Genomic DNA, 22952 nt, shown 5'->3' with positions numbered 1-22952 from the left:
TCAACCTCTCGGCCGCGGCTTCGCTCTGCTTGTCGCCGCTGCCTCGTATGGATTATCCGGCCACACATGCTTCGGATAGCGCCCCTTCAAGTCTTTCTTCACTTCAAAATAAGCCGACTCCCAGAAGCTCGCCAAATCGCGTGTAACCTGAACAGGCCGCTGGGAAGGCGATAACAGATGCAGTGTCAGCGGCAATGTGCCTCTTGCGATGGCAGGCGTGTCGCGCAGCCCGAACATCTCCTGAAGCCGAACGGCGAGCACCGGAGCCGTCGGCTCGCTGTAATCGATCGGGATTTTGGAACCGGACGGCACGATATAGTGCGTCGGCACCTGCTCGTCCAGCTCCTGCCGCTGCTTCCAGGAGAGCAAACTCTCCACAATGGCAAGCATATTCAGCTTCTGCAGCTCCGATTCCTTGCGGATGCCGTAAAGATGCGGCTTCAGCCAATTGCTCAGCGTCTCAAGGAGCCGCTCTTCGCTCGCGTCAGGCCAATCGGGACTTCCGCTTCCGCTCATCAGTCGAATCCGTCCTAGCAATCCGCTCGCCTGCTTCGACATCGGCAGCATGGCAAGCCCGCGCTGCCGGATCGCCTCGATCAATGCATCTGCGATGCGCTCGGGATCCGCGTCGGCTGTCGGTTTCTCTTGCAGCACGATGGCGCCCAGCTTGACTCGGCTTAGCGCCCGAACTGCCTTCGCGGTCCCGTCCCATTCCACGTTGTCTTCCCGTTTAAGGAATTCAGCCAGCCCGCTCTCGATCTCGGTGAGCTTGATTCCTTCGGCGAGACGAATACGGGCTTCCTGCCCGGCGTCGTCCAGCTCGCAGACGACTAGATAGGGCAGCTGCGACAACGGATTGTCCGTCGGCATGACGGCGCCTCGCCCGTTCGCCAGCAAGTAGCGGCCGTCGCTCCTGCGCTGAGCCACCCGATCGGGGAACGCATACGCGAGCAGCTTTCCGATCGACGGAGTCGATGTTTGCCCGTCTGGCAAAGCGGTTCTTAGCATCCGCTTCCATTGCTCGGCTTGCTGCAGGATTCGCTGGGTCGCAGAATCGCTTCCGCCGCCGCGGCGCAGCGCGTCAAGCCGGAGGCCCATATCGGGGTTGCGCTCGGACGGCAGCAAATCGCGATCGCTAATGAGGGCCGCGAGCTCGCAAGCGAGATCCGCGCCCCCTTCCTCCATCGAGCGGAGCAGCATCGAGCCGAGCCGCGGATGAAGGCCGAGCGAGCAGATGCGGCGGCCGGCAGCGGTGGGAACGCCCGGCTCGCCAATCGCGCCAAGCTCCTGCAGCAGCGTAACCGCCTGTTCATAAGCAGCTTCCGGCGGAGGCGTCAGCCAGTCCAGTTCACCTGGATCGCGAATGCCCCATACCGCAAGCTCCAGCGCCAGGGATGCAAGGTCGGTCTCCAGGATCTCGGGTTTGCCTTGCTCCGGCAGATGGCGATGCTCCTCCTCCGTCCAAAGCCTATAACAGACGCCAGGGGCAAGCCTGCCCGCACGTCCTCTCCTTTGATCGGCGGACGCCTTGGATACCGGCACCGTCTCGAGCCTGCTCATCCCGGTCCGAGGCGAGAAGCGGGATACGCGCATGAGGCCGCTGTCGACGACGACCTTCACGCCCGCTACGGTCAAGCTCGATTCCGCGATGGACGTCGCCAACACGACTTTGCGCCTGCCCTCCGGACATGCCGCGACGGCCTCGGCTTGCGATTCCAAGCGCATCCCGCCATGGAGCTCCCGGATATCGACTTCGTGGGGCAGCTGTAGCGACTGGAGCGTCCTCGCCGTCCGGCGAATTTCCGCGATGCCGGGCAGGAACGCAAGCACGTCGCCGTCATGGCCGCGCAGCGCATCCCCGATTGTGGCAGCCATCGCTTGATCGGGATACATGCCGGTTGGCTTCACTTGCGCGTAAACGGTTTGCACAGGGAACGTACGGCCTTTGCTCGCAATCACGTCTGCTCCGCCGAGAAGCTCCGCGACGGGCGACGCGTCCAGCGTGGCAGACATGATGAGAAGACGCAGATCCTCGCGGAACAGCGCCTGCGATTGCAAGCTTAACGCGAGTCCGAGGTCGCCGTGCAGATGGCGCTCGTGAAATTCGTCGAACAGGATCGCGCCGACGCCTTCCAGCCCCGGATCATCCTGAAGCATTCTCGTCAGCACGCCTTCCGTGACGACCTCGACGACGGTGCGGGGACCGATTCTCGAATCCAGCCGCACGCGGTAGCCCACGCGTTCGCCTACGCTCTCGCCAAGCTCGCGCGCCATGTAGATTGCGGCGGAGCGGGCTGCGAGTCTGCGCGGCTCCAGCATGATAATCCGTCTGCCGGCCAGCCACGGCTGGTCCAGCAGCGTTAGCGGGACGCGCGTCGTCTTGCCCGCGCCCGGCTCCGCCACAAGAACGGCGTTGCGGCCCTTTGCCAACCCGGCCATCAGCTCCGGCAAAACTTCGTCAATCGGCAACGGTCTCATGTCGGTTCCTACCTTTCTTCGCCTGTTATTTCATGATGCGTATCATCTGAACGACCGGCCTGTTGTCGCCGGGAAGCATCATTTCTTTGCTTAGCAGCTGCGACGAACCGTCTCCGTCGAGGAAGATGCCGTCCACGAGCTCATGCTCTCCGAGCTCCTCCTTGATCGCATCGCGGAATGCCGCGAGCGTACCGCTCGTCTCGCTGACGACCAAATATAAATAACCGTCCTTGTCATAAACCGCGCCGGAGCGCAGCCGGTTGTCGGATGGGAAAGGCGCCTGCTCGGCGGCGGATTGTGCTTGCCACTTCGCGTCGTCGCCGAGCGACATGCTGATGCCGCCCTGTGCCCAGAAGCGCGTCGCGTCCTTCACCTTCAGCTCGGTCGCACGCCGCACGACCTGGACGCTAAGCGAATCCGCTTCGCCGTCCCAGACAAGCGTGCCGCGGGCGTATTTCATATTTTCCCAGCCGCTTCCGTAATCGCTCTCCGTTCCGTTCACCGGTTTGCCATTCACGACCGCCATGCTGACGAGCGCTTTCCCGTAAAAGAATCCCCCGTTCACGCCTACTTTGTCGGCGAGGGTCACGTTGCCGGAGATGACCTCAAGCGACACGTTCGACGGTTTCGTCTTGAGCACATGCAATCTCATGCCGTTGGCCGCTTCAGCGGTAGCATAGCCGTATTCGCGGACGTTATCGATCGCTGCACCGGTCGCGTCGGACTTATGGTTAAGCGACTGGATTAATAAAATCAATAATGCGCCCGCGACGGCGAACACGATGACGACAGCCGCTATGATCTTAATCAGCTGTCTGCCCTGCGCCCGCGCGGGAGCTTGCGCCTCTTCATTCATCCAAATTCTCCTTGCCGCGCCCTCTGATGCCGCGTTTTGAGTTTGTCCGCGCTTTTTTCTCATTCTCGAGCTAATAGTTTAATATGTCTGGCGTCTATTTGTCCACACTGGCATAGAACAGGCATCCCAGCCCTCCTGTGGGAGAGGCCGTGATGCCTGTACGATTGGCGCGCATGTCGCCAAATATCGCGATTACAACGCCCGGTCGTCGAGCGGATAGAAGATCAGGTTAATCGGGAAAGCAGAGCCCGCCGGCGGGCTGAATTCGATGTCGAGGCTATCTTCCTTGCCCGTCGTCTTATGCAGCATGATCATGCCGTCGAAGGCGGTCAGAACGCCTGATGCGGGCACCTTCACGAGCTCTCCGTTAATTTTGAAAGGACCCTTGAACGCGCCGCCCTTGGCCAAAATCATAATCGCCATCTTCCGCGGCTTGTCGGAATGGATTTTGTAGACCGTGCCGTAATTGCCCCATAATGTTGCTTCTTCCCCGCGCTGCGGGTCGTAGCCCATCTGGAACGGATCGACCTTGCCGTCTCCGATGATCAGCTTGGTCGGCTTCTTCAACCCGTTCTCGGAGACGTCGACCTTCCAGTCGAAGCCCGCGATTTGGAACGTGCCGCGAATATGGCCGGTGAACGGAAGCTTCGCCATGCCGAGCATGTCTTTGGACACCTTGTCGGCCGTCGCGAACGTGAATTGTACCTCGCCGTCGGTCTCCACGTCGTACATCAGGTTAACGCCCTGTCCGGGATAGAAATCCGGGAATTGCTTGTAGACAAAAGTCTCGCCCGGAGGGACGGTCATCGTCTCCGGCTCGGTGTCGTTCGCGAGGAAATCGACCATCGCTTCGCTGCCGATCAGATGCGCGTAGATGGAAGGATACACTTCGCCTTTGTTCGTCGTCCGGATTTTGACCGGCTTATCGGTATTATTCGTCGCCAGAATCGCGAAACCGACCTTGTTCGGCGTGCCGTTCAGATGATCCGCGTATAAGCGTCCCATGCCGTTGATCGTGTCCTGGTACAGAATGCCCGTCTCCGTGAACGTCTCCGGGCTGTCGCTAAGCAGCAGCGTGCGGGATTTGTCCTCAGTCACCGTCTTCGTCAAGTTTGGCAGATCGAAGTAATGCGCGTACAGCGTCTTCCAATCCGTCGCAATGTAGCCGCCGATCGGCTTCGTGTAGACAGGATACTCGACTTCGCTCAAGTAAACTTCGTCCTCGATGACGAGATGGCGCGTGTAAGGCTTGCTTTTATTGCCTTTTTGATCGGTGACCGTTAGCGTAACGGGATAAGTGCCTGCTTTGAAAAAGACTTCCTCATTGCCTTCCCACTCCATCCTGACGCCCTCGGCGTCGGGATCATAGCTCAGATTCACGTATTTGATCGGTTCGCCGATCCGGTATGTAGTCTTCCCGAACGAGAACTTCGCGACCGGCTTCGAATTGTTCTGGCTCGGATCGTAGTTGCCTTCCGGCTTCTTCACATACAGGACGTCCACCCGCCGCAGCTCGTGGTTGTACGTGTAGCTTGCGCCCATGTAATCGGACAGCCAAGCCAGCTTAATAAGGAGCCTGCCGTTCTTCAGCATGGCAACTTCGTCGAACGGATATTGATAGCCGTTTACCCATGCGATCTTATTTTTGGTATCGAGCAAAATTTCGTGGGACGGCGTCTCCATCACGATCGTTCGGGTCGTCTCCTGCCATTCGACCTTCATGCCGAACGCATCGCCCAGAAACTTAACGGGCACGTAAGTCCGACCGTTCTTCACGGTCGCAGGGGAATCCAGCGTGACTTGCTCGCCGTTCAAGAAGGCTTCCTGCTTGTCCAAATACAAAATTACGTAACTAGTTCCCGACGTTATCGGGGCGTCCAGCGCCGATGCTTGTCCCAGGGGGGACGCTAGCAGCATGGCGGAGACAAGTAACGCGGCTGCCCCGCGTTTTCCTGAAAATCTGCGTTGTCCTTGCGGCATTTCAACAACTCCTCTTTCGATTCATCCTGCGCTTCTCGCGGGCTCCGGACTTGGATCGCGAGAACGGTGACCCGGGCTTGCGCCCTCGGTGCGCTAACGTTAAGACGTTCAAAATTTGGAAAAGTTGCAGGTTGATTTCAAAATAATGATATTACAATCATCGCCGAGCTTGTCGATCGTTAGTCTTCGCCTTGCGTGCGTACGGCTTCGCTCACGGTACGGAAGACGGCTTCGCCAATGGCGCAGCCGATCGACGTCGCGCTGCCGGCGTATGCGTGCACGTCGTTCCAAGCCGAGCGCTGGCTCACGCAGACGGCGACGGCGTCGGTGGTCGTTCCCGTGGCGATAAGGCCACTCGCCCGTTCCGCGACGCCAAGCTCCTGCAGCGCGGCCGCTTTCGCCTCCGTTGCTGTGATGACGGCATTCACCATAGCGGATTCCGTCATTCGGCCGTCGATGAAAAGCGCGATATTGATCGTGCCCGGCGTGTAAGCCGAATACGTTTCTCTCGGATACCCTGCCCTAGCAGCGTTGCGAGTACCGACGGTCGAGCAGCAGACGAGGCGGAACCGGTCTCCTTCTTGCTCCGCAAGCGAGGCATGGGTCAGCTTGGCGGCCGTCATGAACCCGACGGTTCGGCTCGGATCGCAGCCCCAATCCATGCAGCGCGCTTTGAGTTCCGTCAGCGGATCACTTCCGTCATAATCGAGCGGCACCTTCCAGTTGACGAGCTCGTCGGCGATAGAGAAGCCGCCGGGCAGAATGGCGCTGCTGAGCGCGTGCAGCGGTTCGGGGAATCGGACGCGAAGCGTGTCTTCGTCCAACGCGAAGACGAGGCCGGGCCAGACCAGAGAGGAGTACGTGATGCCGCTGCGGAAAGGCTGCGTCATAGCGATCCGCCGTGCCCGTCGAACTGTTCGCCGAAACAATCGGCCAATGCCGCCAGCAGCTTCAGGTTATGTTCGCGAAGCTTGACCGCGACGCGTATATAGGTATGATCCAGCCCTTGGAAGCGGGACGCGTCGCGCACGAGTACGCCTCGTCGTCCCATCTCCAGTTGGAGTTGGCTGGCGCTTAAGCCCGTTCCTTCCGGCAATCGGACGAGCAGATAGTTGGTTACGCTCTGCGTGACGCAGCAGCCTAGCCGCCGAAGTCCGTCTGTGAGCCATTCGCGCTCGCTTAACAGCCAGCTTTTCGTTTCCGCTTCGAATTCCACATCCATGAGCACCGTCTCCCCGATCTGCTGTGCTAACGAGTTAACGCTCCAAGGCACCTGCAGCCTCCGCAGCCGGCTGATGGTTGAAGACTTGCCCACCGCATAACCGAGCCTAATCCCCGGCACGGCATAAAACTTCGTCATCGAACGAAGGACGATCAGCCTTTCGTGGCTAGCCGCTTCTCGAAGAAGCGTCAGCTCTTCCTCCTCGGGCACAAAATCCAGGAACGCTTCGTCGATGACGACATGCGCGCCGCTATCGAGCAAGAGGCGCACGAGGCCGGCATCGAGCAGACGTCCCGTCGGGTTGTTGGGCGAACCGAGCACGTAAAGCGCCGCGCCCGATTGGTCGATAGCTTCCCTCACCGCGTCCTCGCTCAACTCGAAATTTGCCGTGCGGTCAAGCGGCATCGCGTAAATTTCGCCGCCGCATTTGCGCACCGCGTCCCCGTATTCGTCGAAACAAGGCATCGCAAGCGCGGTCACTTGCGGCCGAATTGCCCGCACCGCGAGATCGATCAGCTCGGCAGCCCCATTGCCGACCAAGATCGAAGACTCGGGAATCCGGTGTCTCTCCGCCAATTTTGCCTTTAACGCGCGCGAAGCCGGGTCGGGATACGCCTGGATATGCTCCCAATATCGCGCCATCACGTCCCGAACCGACTTGGGCGGCCCGAGAGGATTCATATTCGAGCTAAAATCGACAAACGATTCGGCAGGCATGCCGAATACTTCCTCCGCCGTTCGCAGATCGCCGCCGTGCCCGTATCTCTCCAGCATGTCGTTACCCTCGCCTTCTAAGATTTCTATACTAACTCCACATATGGATCGCGATCACGGCAGCAACCAGCAGCAACGCTTCGACCGCTTCATTTATTGCACCGTACGTATCGCCCGTTAATCCGCCTAATTTTCGACAGAACCACGTTCCCAACATAGCAACAGTTGACGACATTAATAGTAAGCCAATGAGCGAAATCGACACGGAATACACTAAATTCATGTCATTAATCAATAACGTCGCTAATGAAATAATGAGCGCTAAAACCGCGCTTGTAGCGGCTTGGAACTTGTTAACGTCGTTAAACATACTTCCCAACCCTTCATCCTTCCTTGCCGGAGGCCAGCCGGCAATGGCGATCGCCATCGAGGCGCGTCCGAAGCACGAAGCCATGACGATAAGCAGAAACGCCCACCCTCCCGTCGCTGATTCGTCTCCGATCACTTCCGCAAGGAGAGAAGCTTTCAACAACAACAGAAGAACAGCCGCCAGCACGCCCATCGCGCCGACTCGACTGTCCTTCATAATGTCCAGCATCCGCTCGCGCGGACGGTTGCTCAGCACGCCGTCCGCCGCATCCATCCATCCGTCGATATGGAGCCCGCCGCTCAGCCCGATCCAGATCGCAAGCGTCAGAACGGCGGCTGGCCAAGGCGGCAGCACGTAGCCGAGCAGCCATGCCGCCCCGCCCGCTATGACGCCGATCAGCAAACCGGCAACCGGGAAATAGACGACGCTTCGTGCGAGCATGCGCCGTTCGAACGGCACTTCGATCGGCATCGGAAGCCGAGTGAGAAACTGAACGGCGGCGACGGCTGCCAGCGCTTGATCCTTTATTACGTGACGAGCCATAACAGCAACACCCCTGTCCCGATTAATACGCTGACGGTATACAAAAGAACGACTGCCGATTTCGAATCTTCGATTGTTATCGGCCGGGTCGGATAACCCATTCGCGCGCGTTCGCTGGCGACGCCGAAATAAACGTTGCGACCGCCGAGCTCGATGCCCATCGCGCCTGCGGCCGCAGCTTCCGGAATGCCGCTGTTCGGGCTCGGATGTTTATGCGCAAACTTGATGACGGATCTGAACGCCTTTCCCGCGCTCATGCCCGGAATGAGCCATGCCGCGGCGACCATCAGAAGCCCTGCGATTCGAGCGGGAATCAAGTTGAGCAAATCGTCGGTCCTCGCCGAACACCAGCCGAAATAACGGTACTTGTCGTTGCGGTAGCCGACCATCGAATCAAGCGTGTTCGCCGCCCTGTACAACATGGCGAGAGGCGCGCCGCCTATTAGCGCGTACAAAATCGGCGATACGAAGGCGTCGACCGTATTCTCCGAGACGGTCTCCACCGTCGCCCGGATCACCTCCTGCTCGCTCAAGCCAGACGTATCCCGTCCGACGATATATCCGACGTACTGGCGGGCTTTCGAGAGATCGCCGGCTTTCAGCGGCTCATACACGAGCATCGCCGCGTCCTTCAAGCCTTTGACCGCGATCGTCGACGAGATGAACCAGGCCGACACGGCATAGCCGATCCAGGGATGGACGGCATCCGCCGTCCATACGATGCCCCACATGATTCCGTAGCTAAGCAAGAGCGTCGAAAGCATCAGTACGATTCCGAGCAGCCGCCCCGCAACCGGCTTGCTGCGACGCGCTTCCGTCATTAGTCGCTGCTCCAGCCATCCGATCCATCTCCCTATCAGGATAACGGGATGCGTCGGCCACTTCGGATCGCCGACGACCCAATCGATGACGATGGCGGCTGCCGATAGAAGAAGCAGCTCCTGGAAGCTATAGATCATCGCCCATCCTCGAATCGGAACGCAATGGCGCGCAAATCAACCGGTATGCCCGACGTAACGAGGAAGACGCATTCGCATGCGGCTGCCACTCGCTGATTGAGCCACCCTGCTTCATCTCGGAACCGCCTGCCGAGCGGATAACTCGGCACGATGCCGTCGCCGACCTCGTTCGTGACGATGAGCAGAGGGAACGGGAATCGAGCGATGGAGTCCACCAGCCGATCCATCTCCGCGCGCAAGTCCGTGCTTGGGTCCTCTTCCTTGCGAAGCAGCCAATTCGTCAGCCACAACGTCAAACAATCGACAAGTACGACGGGGGATTCGGCGAATTGGCGAGACGGTGAGTCGGTATTCTTGGAACTTGACCACTTGCCGAAAGCGACAGGCCGGGAATGACCTTCCCCCGACAGACCTGCCTGACCGCCTCCGGCCGATAAGGATTGGTCAACGCCCGGATTTTCCGACAGGATCGCCTCGGCATGGCCGTTCAGCCATTCCGCCAAAGCGAACGGCTCCTCCACCGTTATCCACGTCATGCCTTCCTGCCGGTCGCGATCGTCCCGGTGTTTCTCGATCCTTGCTTCCATTTCGTCGTCGAAAGGCTGGCCGGTCGCGATATAGATGCCTACGGCGCTTTGAGAGCGCGCATACCGCTCCGCGAAGGCGCTTTTGCCGCTGCGAGCGCCGCCCGTAATCAGAATGGCCATACTCGCTACCTCCTCTTTACGCTTTGGATACGCCTGCGCTATCGAAAGTGGCCATCTCTTGCATGAGACGAAGCGCGGCGTCGATCAGATGGAAGCAAAGAACGGCTCCCGTGCCTTCCCCAAGTCTCATCTCCAGATGGATAAGCGGCGATAAGCCGATCGCTTGGAGCAGCCGTCCGTGCCCTTGCTCATGGGAGAGATGGGATGCGATCATGTAAGGCAGCGAGTCTGCAGCTAACCGTGACGCAACCAAGGCTGCAGCCGACGAAATGTAACCGTCGATCACGACCGGACAACGATTCGCCGCGGCGCCGATGATGACGCCAACAAGTCCCGCGATCTCGGCGCCGCCGACTTTGGCGAGCACTTCGAGCGGATCGCCCGGATCGGGCCGGTTTACGTCGATTGCCCTGCGGACGACATCGATCTTGTGCGCAAGCTTATCGTCGCCGATGCCCGTCCCTCTCCCAACGGCAGCGTCCGGCGACAGCCCTCCTAACACGGCGGCAATCGCCGCGCTTGCGGTCGTATTGCCGATTCCCATCTCGCCGGTCGCGAACAGACTTACGCCACGCTTCACCTGTTCGTCTACGATATCGATCCCCGTTAGAACAGCCTCAAGCACTTCTTGCCGGCTCATCGCAGGGCCGATCGCCATGTTTGCCGTGCCATATACAACTTTTCGGCTAACCAGCTCCGGATGCGACAGCTCCGACGCTACTCCGATGTCCACGCAGACGACGTCGGCATTCGCTTGGCGGGCCAACACGTTCACGGCTGCGCCCCCGCTTAGGAAGTTCATCACCATCTGGGGCGTGACCGCCGATGGAAACGCGCTGACGCCCTCCTCGCATACGCCATGATCGCCCGCCATGACGATGACCGCCCGACGCGACAGATCCGGCCACAACTTACCTCCGATGCCGGCGAGCCGGCATGCCATCTCCTCCAGCTTGCCTAGGCTGCCGGGCGGCTTCGTCAGCTGATCAGAATGGCGCGCCGCCTGTTCGGCGGCTTCCGTGTCGTATGCAGGAATGCTCGCAATGCGGGACAAGAGTTGTTGTTCCATCTCCGAAAGGTTCATGGTCGATGCCTCCTAAGTGATTGAATTGATATACATAACTATAATTATGTAAACATATGTTTAGTTAACCTCATTAACCTTCCGTCGTCTAACGTACCTGACTGCCGCTAACGGAATGGGGTGACGCTAACGGAATGGCGTGTCGTACTTCGTTTCGAACAAACCGCCCCTAGCTTGCCATTCGGGTTGTCGTCTCGCTATTGGAACAGAATGTTCGGGCCTGACTGCCGCTAATTTAGTTAACCTCGTTAACCTCCCCGCGGTTGACGGACATAACTGCCGCTAACGGACTGAGGCGACGCTATTCGCTTCGAAAGAGGCTTTTTTGAAATGTAACGGACCCAGATGACGTTATTTCACTGTTTGAAGCGGGTTTGAGGCCTCGAACAGGCTAATAACGTCTCTCTGGTCCGTTACGTTTTGAAATACTCAATTTTATCTTAAATAGCGGCGCCATGGACCGTTAGAGTTTGATTGCAGACGATTCGTTTGCGACACACCTGCGTGCATGACCGAATACTCCAACGCGTCCTTTATCGGCTCGCGCCCGGCTCAAGAATGACCTGCGGAACGCCGCTCCCGGGGTGGCGAATGATCGTCGCGCGCGTCTCGTACATCCGTTCGATGGTTGCGGGCTCTATTACATCCGACGGCTTGCCATTCGCAAGCACCTTGCCTTGATGGAGCGCGATCAACTCGTCGCAATACATGGCTGCCAGATTCAGGTCGTGAAGCACGGCGACGACGAGCAGTCCTTCCTCACGCTGCCACGAGCGGACTTTGTCCAGCAATTGGATCTGGTAGCCGATATCCAGATAAGTCGTCGGCTCGTCGAGCAGAAGAATGGTCGGCTGCTGAACCATCAGCTTGGCCAAGGCGACGCGCTGGCGTTCGCCGCCGCTCAGCTGATGCAGCCGCCTATGCTGCAGCCGCGTAAGACCCATCGCCTCCAGCGCCTCGTCGATGAGCGGCTCTGGATCCGACGGCTCGGCGCCAAGCCAGCTTTGATACGGGAATCGACCCATCCGGACGATCTCCCGTACCGTGAAAGCGACAGGCGCAAGGCCGCCTTGCTGAAGCACGGCAACTTGGCGCGCCAGCTCCTTGCGAGGAATCGCGGACAGCTCGCGGTCCCCGAGCGTCACCGTTCCCCAGTCGGGTTTCTCGAGACCGGCCAGCAGTCCGAGCAAAGTCGACTTGCCGACGCCGTTCGGCCCGATGATCCCGTAGAAGCGGCCGGGTTCAAAGCTTACATCGATCGATTTCAACACCTGCGCGCCGTGAATCGAGCGGGATACGTCTTGAAGCTCCAGTGTCAGCGCCATATCAAGCCTCTCCCCTTTCGTCCTTCATGCGGCGATGGAGCAAATACGCGAAGAACGGCGCACCGATTAATGCCGTCACCACGCCAAGCGGCAGCTCCTTGGGACTAAGCAGCGTCCGCGCGATCGTGTCCGCCCACAGCAGGAAGATCCCGCCGCCAATGGCGGATAACGGCGCGATAAAACGGTAATCCGGACCGACGATCAGCCGGATCATATGCGGGACGACAAGGCCGACGAAGCCAATGACGCCGGAGACGGACACGGCGGCGGCGGTGAGCAGCGTGGAGGCGATCAGCACGATCATCTTCGTCCGCTCCACCCTTACGCCTAGATGCGCAGCATGGCGCTCGCCGAGCACGAACAAATTTAATGTCTGGCTGTAGGCAAGCATGACGAATAGACCGATCGACAGGAACGGAAGCAGCATCGTCACATGCTCCCATCCCCGCAAGGCGAGCGAGCCCATGATCCAGAACAGGATCTGGTTGATGACGCCCTCCGACATCGAAACCATCAGCGAGACGAACGCGCCGAGGAAGGATTGAATGATAACGCCGGACAAGATCAACGTCTGGATATGCATGACGCCTCTCGAACGGGACAACGCGATGACCCCGAGCAACGTGACGATACCCGTCAGGAACGCGACGATCGGAATCGTCCAGATGCCGATCGCGAGCTGCAGCCCGAACAAGATGAGGAACGCCGCGCCGACAGAGCTGCCGGAGGCGACGCCCAGCGTGTACGGATCCGCAAGCGGATTGCGCAGCACGCCTTGGAAGCCCGTTCCCGCAAGCGCGAGGCAGGCGCCCACCAGCACGGCGAGCAGCACGCGCGACAGCCTTACCTGCGTGACGATCGCCACCTCGCCTGGCGTCCAAGAACCGTCGCCGTCGCCGCCGAACCAAGGAAGCTGATGCAGCAGGATCCCCCATACGTCGCTTAACGACAAGCCGGCCGAGCCGATCGACAGGCTTGCGGTAATAGAAACAGCAAGAAGGAGCATAGCTGCTCCTCCGTAACTTGCGAATCTTTTATTCATGTACGATTATTTGACAAGCTCGGGATGAATGGCTTTCGCCAGCTCCAGCAATCCGTCGGCAAGGCGCGGACCTACGCGGACGAGCGGATCGTTCGTCACGGCGATCATGGCCTTGTTCTTCACTGCGTCGATCGCTTCCCAGCCAGGACGCGCTTCGATGCCCGCGACGATCGAGCTTTTCTCCTCTCCCATTTCCGGATAAATGATAAGCTGCGGGTTCTGCTTGATGACTTCCTCGGCGTTCACTTCGAACCAGCCCGGCATCGATGCCGAAATGTTCGTGCCGCCTGCAAGCGTGATCAGCTCGTCAAGGAACTCTCCGGAGCCGACCGTCCAGCCCGGCGAGAACTCGAGGTAAACCTTCTTCTTCTCGGCATCCTTTACGGCTTCGGTGACTAGCGCCAGCGTATCGCGCATCTGGCCCGCGGTTTTGGCCGCGTCTTCGCTCCTATTCATCATTTTACCGAGTTCCTCGACTTTGGCAACTACTTCGTCGTACGATTTGGGATCCGTCGCATAGACGGGAATGCCAAGCTCGCGAAGCTTCGTGACCGCATCCGCGTTCATCGTCGAGGAGGCGAGCACCAAATCCGGATTAAGCGCCGCCACCGCTTCGATGTTCGTCGTCATGTCGCCGACCTTGGCAACCTGCGCCGCTTCCGGAGGGTAGTTACTGAAATCGTCTACGCCAACGACAACATCGCCTGCCCCGATCGCGTAGATCGTTTCGGTTTCGCTTGGCGCCAAAGAAACGACCGCAGTCGGCGCTTGTTCCAGCACAAGCTCCGTTCCAGTCGCGTCGACGACGGTTAACGGATACGTTGTTTCGGAGGATGCCGATTCGGTCGACTCCGGCTGCACCGTCGCGGTAGGCTCGCCAGCCGCATTCGTACTCTGGACCTCAGAGTTGCCGTTGTTGCCAGAGCATGCCGCGAGCGCGAGCATGAGGACCACCATCAGCATGCCGAGTAACGGCTTCATGCTCCATTTGTTCCTTGTTTTCATTTTTTCTCCACTCCCCTTATCGTCTTGGACCTTAAGACTAGTACACAATGTTAGGCAATAAAAAAAGCACTTCCGGCGAACGTGCCGGAAATGCTTGCGGGAACCTGCCAATGGCAGGAAGCAGGCCTCTTCCAACACCAACCTAATTCCGCGTAGGTTACGGCGTTATGGAAACAGGCAGGTATCCTGGCTCGGAATGTCGCTGGCGGCGTCTTCCCGAACGTGCTCGTTCAGTGACGTCATGCCGCAGCTTAGGTCTCCGTCGGCATGACTGCCTTGGGATTCCCTTCCTTACAGTGGCGGGTCCGCGCCGGATTTGAACCGGCTTCCCTATTAAGTCTCGATGAGTTCGAAGCGTGTTGCCGTCGCTCCGCTAGCTCGTCTAGACACCTATTTCGTATCCTATTCAACTTGGTCAGTAGTTACTATACACTTGTCATCCCTATTTGTCTATCTATTCCTAGCCAAAAGGTATGGATTCGCGTACTCCGCGCTCATGTATATGTTCGGCGCGTCCCGACATACAAGTAATAGGAAAGACCGCCATACGTACCATAGTTCCGTTCCCAATCAAAAGGAGGTCGCCTGATGGCAGGCATGGACATTCCCACAGCATCCCTGGCCAATCGGCCTGCGCGAAAGTCCCATTATCTCGTTTGGGCACTCGTCCTAGCCGCGATCGGGCTAGCTTTGTTCTGGACGCTCCGTACGGCGCCGGCTTCTGCGGCGGATCCCGCCGCGACCGAACATCGACAGGACGGCATCGCCATTCAATGGACCATCGCGCAATACCCCGCAGCCGTTCTGAAAAACAATCCGTTTACGCTTCGCCTACAAGACGCATCGGGCAACCTGGTGGAAGGCGCGATGATCGACGTCAAGATGGAAATGCTCGACATGGTGTGCGGAGATTATGTATTCGAACTACGTGAAACGAGCCCCGGCGTCTACGAGGGCAGCGGCGTGCCGCTCATGCCGGGCCTCTGGCGTGCGACCGCCACGATGCGGACGGCTAGCGGTGAGAGCTTCACGGTCGACCGTACGCTTAAGGCCGTCTATTGACGTGTCAGGGTCGATTCACCACAACCAGGGCGAGACGGAAGGGATCAGTCCGTTCACGGCCAAGCCGCGGAGAATGGATAGGATACCGACGGCCATCGCCGTAACGACGCCCGCCTTGCGCATGAACCTTCGCCAGCGGCGATTCGCGAACGCAGCGATGGAAGCCGCCGCCGCCAGCGCGGGGAACGTGGCTAGGCCGAACAACGCCATCGTCGCCGCGCCTTCCAGCGCGGATCCGGTCGATGCCGCGTTCATCCCCATGGCGTACGTCAATCCGCAGGGGAGGAAGCCAAACGCGAGGCCGGTGGCAAGCACGTGGAGCGCCGCTCGTTTGTCCGAAGGCACCTTCCCCGTGCCGTCGACCAGATTGCGATGCAGCATCCCTGACAGCCTGCCCATGAACGGAAGCTGGAACCGGCGCCACAGCCATAAAAGAACGAAAATTCCTCCAATGATGGATGCAAGACCGCGAACACCCGCCAGCCGCCCCGCGACATCGACGAACGAACCGACGGCGCCCATCATCGCCCCCATCGCCGTATAGGAGACGATGCGGCCGCCGTTATAGAGCAGCATCGACCTCGATGCGGGCATGCCGGCTTGCAGCGACACCGTCGAAACGATGCCCCCGCACATGCCGATGCAATGGGGGGCGCTAAATAAGCCGGTCAGTAAAATCAAGCCGATGGCGTTCCACGTGAGCGTCATCGCGGTGCTCCGTCTTCCACCGAGCGCAGTCTCGTATTCAGCCGGAGAGCGTTGCCCACGACAGATACGGAGCTTAGGGCCATCGCCGTTCCCGCCATCCAAGGCTCCAGCAAACCTGCCGCAGCGAACGGAATGATAACCGCGTTATAGAGGAAAGCAAACGCCAGATTTTGCCGAATGTTGCGGATCGTCTGCCGGCTGATGCGCACCGCCTCGGGAATAGCGGGCAGCCGCGAGAATAGCAGCGTCAGATGGCCGGCGGCGAGCGCCGCTTCCGTCCCGCTCCCCATCGCGATCCCGACGTCCGCTGCGGCAAGCGCGGGCGCGTCATTCCAGCCGTCTCCCGCCACAGCTACCCGGCCGCCGCGCCGCTTCAACGATTCCACGAGCGTCAGCTTGCCTTCCGGCAGCATCGACGCGTGCACGTCGCGGATGCCGATCGCTCCGGCCGCCGCCCTTGCCGGCGACTCGTGATCCCCCGTCGCGACGATCGGCGCAATGCCGAGCTTGCGCAGCGAGATGACCGTGCGTGCCGCATCCGCCTTCAGCCGGTCCGCGAAGCTGACGATGCCGATGCATTCCCCCTCCTGCGTCGCATATAACACCGTCTCCCCCAGCTTTTCCCGCAGCTTGGCGGCTTGCGATGCCCAAGGGCCGACGCTGAAGCCTTGACGTTCGATAAAACGCAGATTGCCCAACGAATAATTCACGCCCCTAATCCGCCCCTGGACGCCGCCTCCCGCCGTTATGACGATCGCTTCCGCGTCCGTCACCGTCATGCCCAGCCGCCGGGCCTCTTCGCGAATCGCCTCGGCAAGCGGATGCGACGACTCCGCTTCCAGCGCGGCCACGATGCGCAGGAACGCCGTTTGCCCGAGCGAGAAAGTCTGCAAATGGCTGACCTTCGGTTTCCCTTCGGTCAACGTGCCCGTTTTGTCCAGCACAATCGTGCGAATCGCGGCGAGACGCTCGAGCACGCTTGCCTCCTTCGCAATAATGCCCCGTTTCGCCAGCCTGCCGGAGGCAATGGCGAGCGAGATAGGCGCGGCAAGCCCAAGCGCGCATGGGCATGCCGCGAGCAGGACGGCGAGCGCGCATACGGTTGCCTGCCCCCAATCGCCGGGAGCCAGCCAAAGCCCCCAAGCGAGGAAGGAGCCGGCCGCGATCAGCAGCATCATGGGCACGAACCAGCCGGCGGCCGCGTCGACCTGGGACTGGATCGTCGACTTGGAGCGTTGCCCTTGTTTGACGAGGTCCGCGATCCGGTTCAGCATCGTGTCGTGGCCCGCCGCTTTCGTCTCGATTCGGAGTGTGCCGTAGATGTTTAACGTCCCGGCCCATACCAGGTCGCCTGCAAGCTTTGCCGCGCCTAAACTCTCTCCGGTGAGCAGCGATTCGTCCACATGGGACTCGCCGGACTGGACGGTACCGTCCACGGGAATCATTTCGCCGCCTTGCACGACGACAACATCTCCTTCCCGGACGAACTCCGTCTTAAGCTCGGTCAACTCGCCTTCCCGTTCGACGGTTGCAGTGCCGCTCTGCAGCTTGCCGAAGCCGAGCGACTCGTCGTGCGTGCGAAGCGAAGCATTCGTCTCGATGAATTTGCCGAGGAGCACAGCCGTCATCACGACCGCAGACGTCTCGAAATAAAGCGGAGCTGCGTGCTGCGGCCAATCCGCCGAATGAATGAAGCCTTCGGAGAACACCACGTAGTGGCTATAGAGATAGGCGGCCGTCGTACCAAGCGCGACAAGCACGTCCATATTGGCGCTGCGCTGGCGGATGGCGTAATAGGCGCCGAAATAGAACGGCATGCCGATGACGAATTGAATAACCGTCGCGAGGAACAGCTGCAGCCAAGGCAGAAAGATCCATGCAGGCAGCAACGCCATCAATGGCTGCAGCAGCGGGATATGCTGGAGCATCGTGGCGAGCAGCGGCAGCGTCATGATCAGGGACGCGATGAGCCGGATGAGGAGCGCTTTCCGTTCCTTGCGCAGCCCTTGCCCGGCGGATTCCGTCGTCATGGCCGTGAAGCCGAGCTGCTTGATTTTGTCCGCGACTTCCTCGCGCGTAGCCGCGCCTGCCTCCAACTGCACCCACGCCGTTCGCAGCGGGAAGCTGACCGCGGCTTCGCGCACGCCGTCCATCCGCCCGACGACGCGTTCAATCCGCGCCGCGCAAGCCGAGCAGCTCATGCCTTGAATCGTAAAATCCAGCTCCGTCACGGCGCCGCCGCGACCGGCTTGTCCGAAAGCTGAGCCTCTCTTCATCCCCCATCGCCTCCCGATCCGGAGAACCGCCAGCCCGAAGCGGCAGCCTTGCGGCGCCGCAGCAGGCCCGTACCTCTGCCCTACACTATATGCGGGGTTTCGGGATTGCATGCTCCCACCTTCCAAGAGGAACTATTAGGGACGATTATTCCTTATGTTCTTTATACATTCAGGTTCATTCTAATCGTTGTCTTCATCGTCCTCATCATCCTCTTCGTCATCCCTATCTCTTCCCCTTTCCTTATTATGACGTTCATCCTCTTTCTCTTTGTTTCTTTTTTTCTCTTCTTTTTCTTTCTTTCGATTTTTCTCCTTGTTGCCTTTGCGCTCAGAATCTTCCTCATTTTGATCTTTGCGGGTATTCATCCCTTTCACGACAGGGAACGGAATGGATGGTTGACCGTGCAAGGCGTTGCTCATAAGCTCCTTGAAGACGGCGGCAGCCGCATAGGAGGAGCTTGTCAAATAATTGCTTTCATCCGGATTATCGTAGCCAAGCCAGACGGCCCCCACAAGCTGAGGCGTGTAGCCGACAAACCAATTGTCCATCGCCCCATATCCGCTAACGCCAGGCATCTGGGTCGTGCCAGTTTTCCCTGCCACATCTCTCCCCTCTATCGCAGCCGCTTTACCGCTTCCGCTCTCGACTACGCCCTGAAGCATGGCAGACATCATGCGAGCATTTTCGGATGTGGTGACTCGATTTCCTTGCTCCTCCTGGCGAGATGCAAGGACCGTTCCATCGGCTGACTCAATTCGGACGATAGCATGACTGTCCATACGGATCCCGTCGTTTGCGAATGCTCCGTATGCTTCAGCCATCTGGAGAGGCGATACGCCGGTATTCGTGCCTCCTAATGCCAGCCCAAGCGTTCGATCCTCCGCCTTTAGCGGTATGCCGAATCTGGAAGACGCATCCATTCCCTGATCAATCCCGATCTCATTCAGCAGCTTAACGGCAGGGATATTATAAGAATGAATCAGCGCTTCATAAAGCGACACATTGCCGTGAAACGTATGGTCCACGTTGTTCGGCTCGTAACTTCCGAATCGAACCGGCTCGTCGATAATACGGCTGTCCGGCTTGAACTCATTCTCTAGAGCCGGTGTATAGACCGCAATTGGCTTCATCGTTGAGCCTGGCTGCCGCTTTAATTGGACGGCACGGTTAAAGCCTCGGAACGGTTGTTTCCCTCTTCCGCCGACTAGCGCCTTAATTCCGCCATTACGCGGGTCGACCAGAACCGTGCCGGCCTGAATGAGCTGATCGCCCATGCTTTCGGGGAATAAGGCATCCTCTTGGAATAGTTGTTCTGCCGCCTTTTGCATATCGGGATTAAGCGTCGTGTAGATGCGAAGGCCTCCGTGCAGCACGTCGTTCTCCGTTAGTCCGTACAAGTTCACCGCTTCCCGAATGACCTGATCCGTATAATATGGAAAATGAATAGCTTCCGCGCGGTCAGGTTTGGACTCCCGGAGTTTCGGAGACTCCTGTAAGGCAAGATCGTATGCCTCTTGCTCTATTAATCCCTGATCTCTCATTAACGAGAGCACGACATTCCGCCGCTCAACCGCTTGCTCTGGCCGCTTATAGGGGGACAGCACGGAAGGAGCTTTTACGAGACCCGCCAATAATGCCGATTCGGCCGGCGTTAATTGTTCAACCGGTTTTCCATAATACACTTCCGCCGCCCGTTTAATTCCCCAAGCGCCTTCGCCAAAATAGATCTGATTGAGATACATCGTGATGATTTCGTCTTTGCTGTAACGCTCCTCGATTTTTTTGGCAAGCAGCGCTTCATTCCATTTCCGGCTCCATGATCTCTCGTGAGACAGAAATACATTTTTCGCAAGTTGCTGCGTAATGGTGCTGCCGCCTTGAACCGTTCGTCCCGACGTCACATTCTGCAGCAACGCCCGGCCGATTCCCCAGATATCCGTCCCTCTATGCTCGTAAAATCGACGGTCCTCAACCGCAATTATCGCATCGATCATAGTTTTCGGAATTTGATCGAAGGTGATCGGTTCAATTTCGTTTAACGAAATCGTCACCGCTTCATGGCCATTCTCGTCAAAAAGGATTGTTTCCGCAGGAAGCGGACGATCCAGTCTTGTAACATCCTGAGCCGCTACCATCATTCGAAGTCCTAGCCAGCCCGATACCGCAAGCAGTAGGAATAGCGCCCCAAGTATAATCAGTATCTTTCTCCAAGATTCGCTGCGTCTCTTCTTGTTTTGTCTTGTTGCAGTGTTCATCACCGAAATCCTCCCGAGTTGCTTATTCCTAAAACATTCGGAAGCTGATGCCGGTTTAAGTCGTTTGGTCGACGTTAATCAATAAACGCCTCCACTTCCTCTACATCATACGATTTGAAGACGAACCCTTTATGATCAAAAACAAGAAAAACAGAGTACTGTTCGATATCCAGTTCCTTTTCATAATCCACAATGTAATTTTCAGGATACGATCCGATACCTAACGTACTTTTAGAGAGCAGATCCATTAATTTCTTTTCTGTTTCTTGCGGCAAGGGATCTTCTTTTGTAAACACGGTTATACGATAAAGATCTTTATGATTGGACAATAATTGCTTATATTTCTCCTTATAGGTCATTTCCAGCACGATTATCTCTTCGGCTTTGTAATCACCGTCCTTCTGATCCATTGGCGGTTTAACCAACACTTTTTGTCCGATCTTGATATGCTGGGCATCGGTTAAAGTGCCGTCTTCTTTCTTAAAAACCATTTCATCCGTATTTTCAACGGTTACGGACATGCCGTAGTCATCAATGCCTCCTCTCAGATCTCGTTTGTGCCATTCAGAAATATCGACTTCGAGCAAATGGTTGTCGGGCTCCACCCGTAAGACCGTACCGATCATTTTATCATCCTCGTAATGTCCATAAGGTTTACTGCAAGCAGCAAGCATACAGAGGATGAACAGCCATAACAGTGATGATAATTTCTTCGTCATCTATCCTTTCCCCCTATCTAGCACATCGACTTGAAAACATCTGGGTTCAATTACTCAACTGGCAGATGTATTTCGCTTGTTATCTATGCTTTTCAGCCAGTGTCTGATCCCTTTGCCGGCATAGGGTTCGTCACTAAATCGAGGAATAACATGTAGGTGTGAATGCATGATATGCTGACCTCCAACAGCGTGACAGTTCCAACCAATGTTATATCCATTAGGCTGGTGTTTTTCATCCAAGATCGATTTTACTTCTCGTAATAATGAATAGGTTGCAGACCATTCTTCTTCCGTTAAGTCAAATACGGTTTCACGATGTTTAATTGGAACTATAAGTCCTGAAGCGATTAATACTTCCTGTGGAGTTTGTAGAAAAATACAATATTCATTTTGAATGATCACTTGTTGTTGTTCTACTAAATCAAGATTGCAAAAAGGACATTCCTTCATTCAGACAACCACCTTAATGTATGAGTGTCGCTTTTATATTTTTTCGTTCATAATAACAAAAATTTTCTCGCACTCTTACGATTTTGCGCACGCGTCCGAAATTCTCATATAAAGGCTTCTCTCACGAAATCCGAGCGAACGCCAGAATCTTCGTCCCCTTTCATTGCTGACCAGCACTTCCAAATCGAGGTCCGTGGCGCCAAGCGTTGCCCTTAGCTGATGAAAGGCTTCTCTCCCGCAACCTTGTCTCCTATGCTCTCTCCCGATATAGAACTGCCTCAAGTAGAGTGGCGTACGGGCATGATTCACGAGTGCGTAACCAACAACTGCTTTCCCAACCTCGAACACATATGCCCTATATTCGGACTCGATAAAAGCATTCATTCGATCTCGGAGCTGCCGATCGTCCATCGGGTTATCATGTCCTTCGTCCAAGATCAGCTCCTTGTTCATTTGAGCGAGCAGATCCAGGTCGTCGTACCCGCACAATCTTACCGTCAGCTCTTCGATCGGCTGTGGCTTGATTTGTTTGCGGATATATCCCATGGCTCCCAGCACGTACTCGGAGAGAGGGTTCAAATCGGGTATGGGTTCGTCCAGCGAAAAATAACGAAGCTCCAGACCTTCGTCATCAAGAATGCGAGGATCGCCTTCCGTGTCCGTCGCTTCGAACACCGCCATGACGTTATAGATCTCGTCTCCGTGCGGATATCGGTAGTACAGCTCGGGACCGGACAACACGGTCCTCAGCGTCCACGTTCGCGCGACCAGCCCCGCCTCTTCCAGAAGCTCCCTTGCCGCAGTTTCCTCGAACGACTCCCCAGGTTCCATCGAGCCGCCGATCGTTCCCCAATCCCCGCTGTCCGTTCTCCGCTGAAGGAGCAAGCGGCCCTCGTCATTAAACACCAGCACGCATGAACCGGCCATAATTAGCGGCCTTGTGCCCACAAGCTTGCGCAAATCCATGATATATCCCATGACGACGCCTCCAATAGCCAGATCAGATCAATATCTCAGTCGATGCCCTTTCGTTAACAAATCGACCCTATTAAATTGTAACATTTTCCCTATTCGATAATCTAGCTATGATGAACGTAAAAACAGCCCCGTATGTGCTTCACGTCGTAGGTTAAAAATGGGAAGTAAGAACACAACCATTTTCAGAGCTACATAGCAAAAGGAGCTGTTACTATGCA

19 protein-coding genes, 1 pseudogene and 1 riboswitch are annotated in these 22952 nt (G+C 57.4%); of the genes and pseudogenes, 1 reads left to right on the top strand and 19 read right to left on the bottom strand.

The window, feature by feature from the left end:
- From hrpB to RB620_RS19400, 12 genes are all read right to left on the bottom strand, one after another.
- A complete protein-coding gene (gene hrpB / locus RB620_RS19455) occupies positions 1–2478 on the bottom strand; it encodes an ATP-dependent helicase HrpB (RefSeq protein ID WP_308097182.1) in 2478 nt (825 codons plus the stop codon).
- 25 nt (positions 2479–2503) lie between these two features.
- A complete protein-coding gene (locus tag RB620_RS19450; RefSeq protein ID WP_308097180.1) occupies positions 2504–3334 on the bottom strand; it encodes a phosphodiester glycosidase family protein in 831 nt (276 codons plus the stop codon).
- Positions 3335–3526: 192 nt separating this feature from the next.
- Positions 3527–5314, bottom strand: a complete 1788-nt coding sequence (locus RB620_RS19445) for a copper amine oxidase N-terminal domain-containing protein (RefSeq protein ID WP_308097178.1) — start codon at positions 5312–5314, stop codon at positions 3527–3529.
- 179 nt (positions 5315–5493) lie between these two features.
- Complete coding sequence (locus RB620_RS19440) at positions 5494–6204, bottom strand: adenosylcobinamide amidohydrolase (protein WP_308097176.1); 711 nt, start codon at positions 6202–6204, stop codon at positions 5494–5496.
- Positions 6201–7310, bottom strand: a complete 1110-nt coding sequence (cobD, locus tag RB620_RS19435) for a threonine-phosphate decarboxylase CobD (RefSeq protein WP_308097174.1) — start codon at positions 7308–7310, stop codon at positions 6201–6203. Before cobD ends, RB620_RS19440 begins: the two co-directional genes overlap by 4 nt.
- 31 nt (positions 7311–7341) lie before the next feature.
- Positions 7342–8163 carry an adenosylcobinamide-GDP ribazoletransferase gene (gene cobS / locus RB620_RS19430; protein ID WP_308097173.1) on the bottom strand — a complete coding sequence of 274 codons (822 nt, stop codon included), beginning with the start codon at positions 8161–8163 and terminating at the stop codon, positions 7342–7344.
- Positions 8148–9122, bottom strand: coding sequence for an adenosylcobinamide-phosphate synthase CbiB (cbiB, locus tag RB620_RS19425; RefSeq protein ID WP_308097171.1), 975 nt, complete (start codon positions 9120–9122; stop codon positions 8148–8150). Before cbiB ends, cobS begins: the two co-directional genes overlap by 16 nt.
- Entirely contained in the window at positions 9119–9829 is a 711-nt protein-coding gene (locus RB620_RS19420; RefSeq protein ID WP_308097170.1) for a bifunctional adenosylcobinamide kinase/adenosylcobinamide-phosphate guanylyltransferase, read from the bottom strand. Before RB620_RS19420 ends, cbiB begins: the two co-directional genes overlap by 4 nt.
- A gap of 16 nt (positions 9830–9845) precedes the next feature.
- Positions 9846–10913, bottom strand: coding sequence for a nicotinate-nucleotide--dimethylbenzimidazole phosphoribosyltransferase (cobT, locus tag RB620_RS19415; protein WP_374121434.1), 1068 nt, complete (start codon positions 10911–10913; stop codon positions 9846–9848).
- A gap of 533 nt (positions 10914–11446) precedes the next feature.
- Positions 11447–12238, bottom strand: coding sequence for an ABC transporter ATP-binding protein (locus tag RB620_RS19410; RefSeq protein ID WP_308097169.1), 792 nt, complete (start codon positions 12236–12238; stop codon positions 11447–11449).
- Between the two features lies 1 nt (position 12239).
- Positions 12240–13280 carry a FecCD family ABC transporter permease gene (locus tag RB620_RS19405; protein WP_308097168.1) on the bottom strand — a complete coding sequence of 347 codons (1041 nt, stop codon included), beginning with the start codon at positions 13278–13280 and terminating at the stop codon, positions 12240–12242.
- A 6-nt stretch (positions 13281–13286) separates the two neighbouring features.
- Complete coding sequence (locus RB620_RS19400) at positions 13287–14285, bottom strand: helical backbone metal receptor (protein WP_308097167.1); 999 nt, start codon at positions 14283–14285, stop codon at positions 13287–13289.
- 159 nt (positions 14286–14444) lie between these two features.
- Positions 14445–14693: riboswitch (cobalamin riboswitch) on the bottom strand.
- 180 nt (positions 14694–14873) lie between these two features.
- Between RB620_RS19400 and RB620_RS19395 the strand changes: the two genes are divergently transcribed.
- On the top strand, positions 14874–15347 hold the full coding sequence (locus tag RB620_RS19395) for a hypothetical protein (protein WP_308097165.1): 474 nt from the start codon (positions 14874–14876) through the stop codon (positions 15345–15347).
- A 15-nt stretch (positions 15348–15362) separates the two neighbouring features.
- Here RB620_RS19395 and RB620_RS19390 read toward each other — a convergent pair whose 3' ends face one another.
- The 7 genes and pseudogenes from RB620_RS19390 to RB620_RS19360 form a co-directional block, all read right to left on the bottom strand.
- Positions 15363–16055, bottom strand: coding sequence for a sulfite exporter TauE/SafE family protein (locus tag RB620_RS19390; protein WP_308097163.1), 693 nt, complete (start codon positions 16053–16055; stop codon positions 15363–15365).
- Positions 16052–18331, bottom strand: coding sequence for a heavy metal translocating P-type ATPase (locus RB620_RS19385; RefSeq protein WP_308097161.1), 2280 nt, complete (start codon positions 18329–18331; stop codon positions 16052–16054). The genes RB620_RS19390 and RB620_RS19385 overlap by 4 nt, the downstream gene beginning before the upstream one ends.
- A 180-nt stretch (positions 18332–18511) precedes the next feature.
- On the bottom strand, positions 18512–20587 hold the full coding sequence (locus tag RB620_RS19380; protein WP_308097159.1) for a transglycosylase domain-containing protein: 2076 nt from the start codon (positions 20585–20587) through the stop codon (positions 18512–18514).
- A gap of 74 nt (positions 20588–20661) precedes the next feature.
- Positions 20662–21306, bottom strand: coding sequence for a hypothetical protein (locus tag RB620_RS19375; RefSeq protein ID WP_308097157.1), 645 nt, complete (start codon positions 21304–21306; stop codon positions 20662–20664).
- Between the two features lie 54 nt (positions 21307–21360).
- The gene (locus RB620_RS19370; RefSeq protein ID WP_308097156.1) at positions 21361–21756 is read right to left on the bottom strand and encodes an HIT family protein; all 396 of its coding nucleotides are present in this window, start codon (positions 21754–21756) and stop codon (positions 21361–21363) included.
- A 75-nt stretch (positions 21757–21831) separates the two neighbouring features.
- Positions 21832–22167 (bottom strand): GNAT family N-acetyltransferase, encoded by a 336-nt coding sequence (locus RB620_RS19365; protein ID WP_308097277.1) that lies wholly within the window; start codon positions 22165–22167, stop codon positions 21832–21834.
- Positions 22168–22308: 141 nt separating this feature from the next.
- A pseudogene (locus tag RB620_RS19360) lies at positions 22309–22734 on the bottom strand (NUDIX hydrolase); the annotation flags it as partial.
- Positions 22735–22952: the final 218 nt, after the last annotated feature.

It is taken from the genome of Paenibacillus sp. LHD-117, assembly GCF_030929555.1.
GTDB lineage: Bacteria > Bacillota > Bacilli > Paenibacillales > Paenibacillaceae > Pristimantibacillus.
This window is presented reverse-complemented; position numbering and strand designations above follow the sequence as displayed.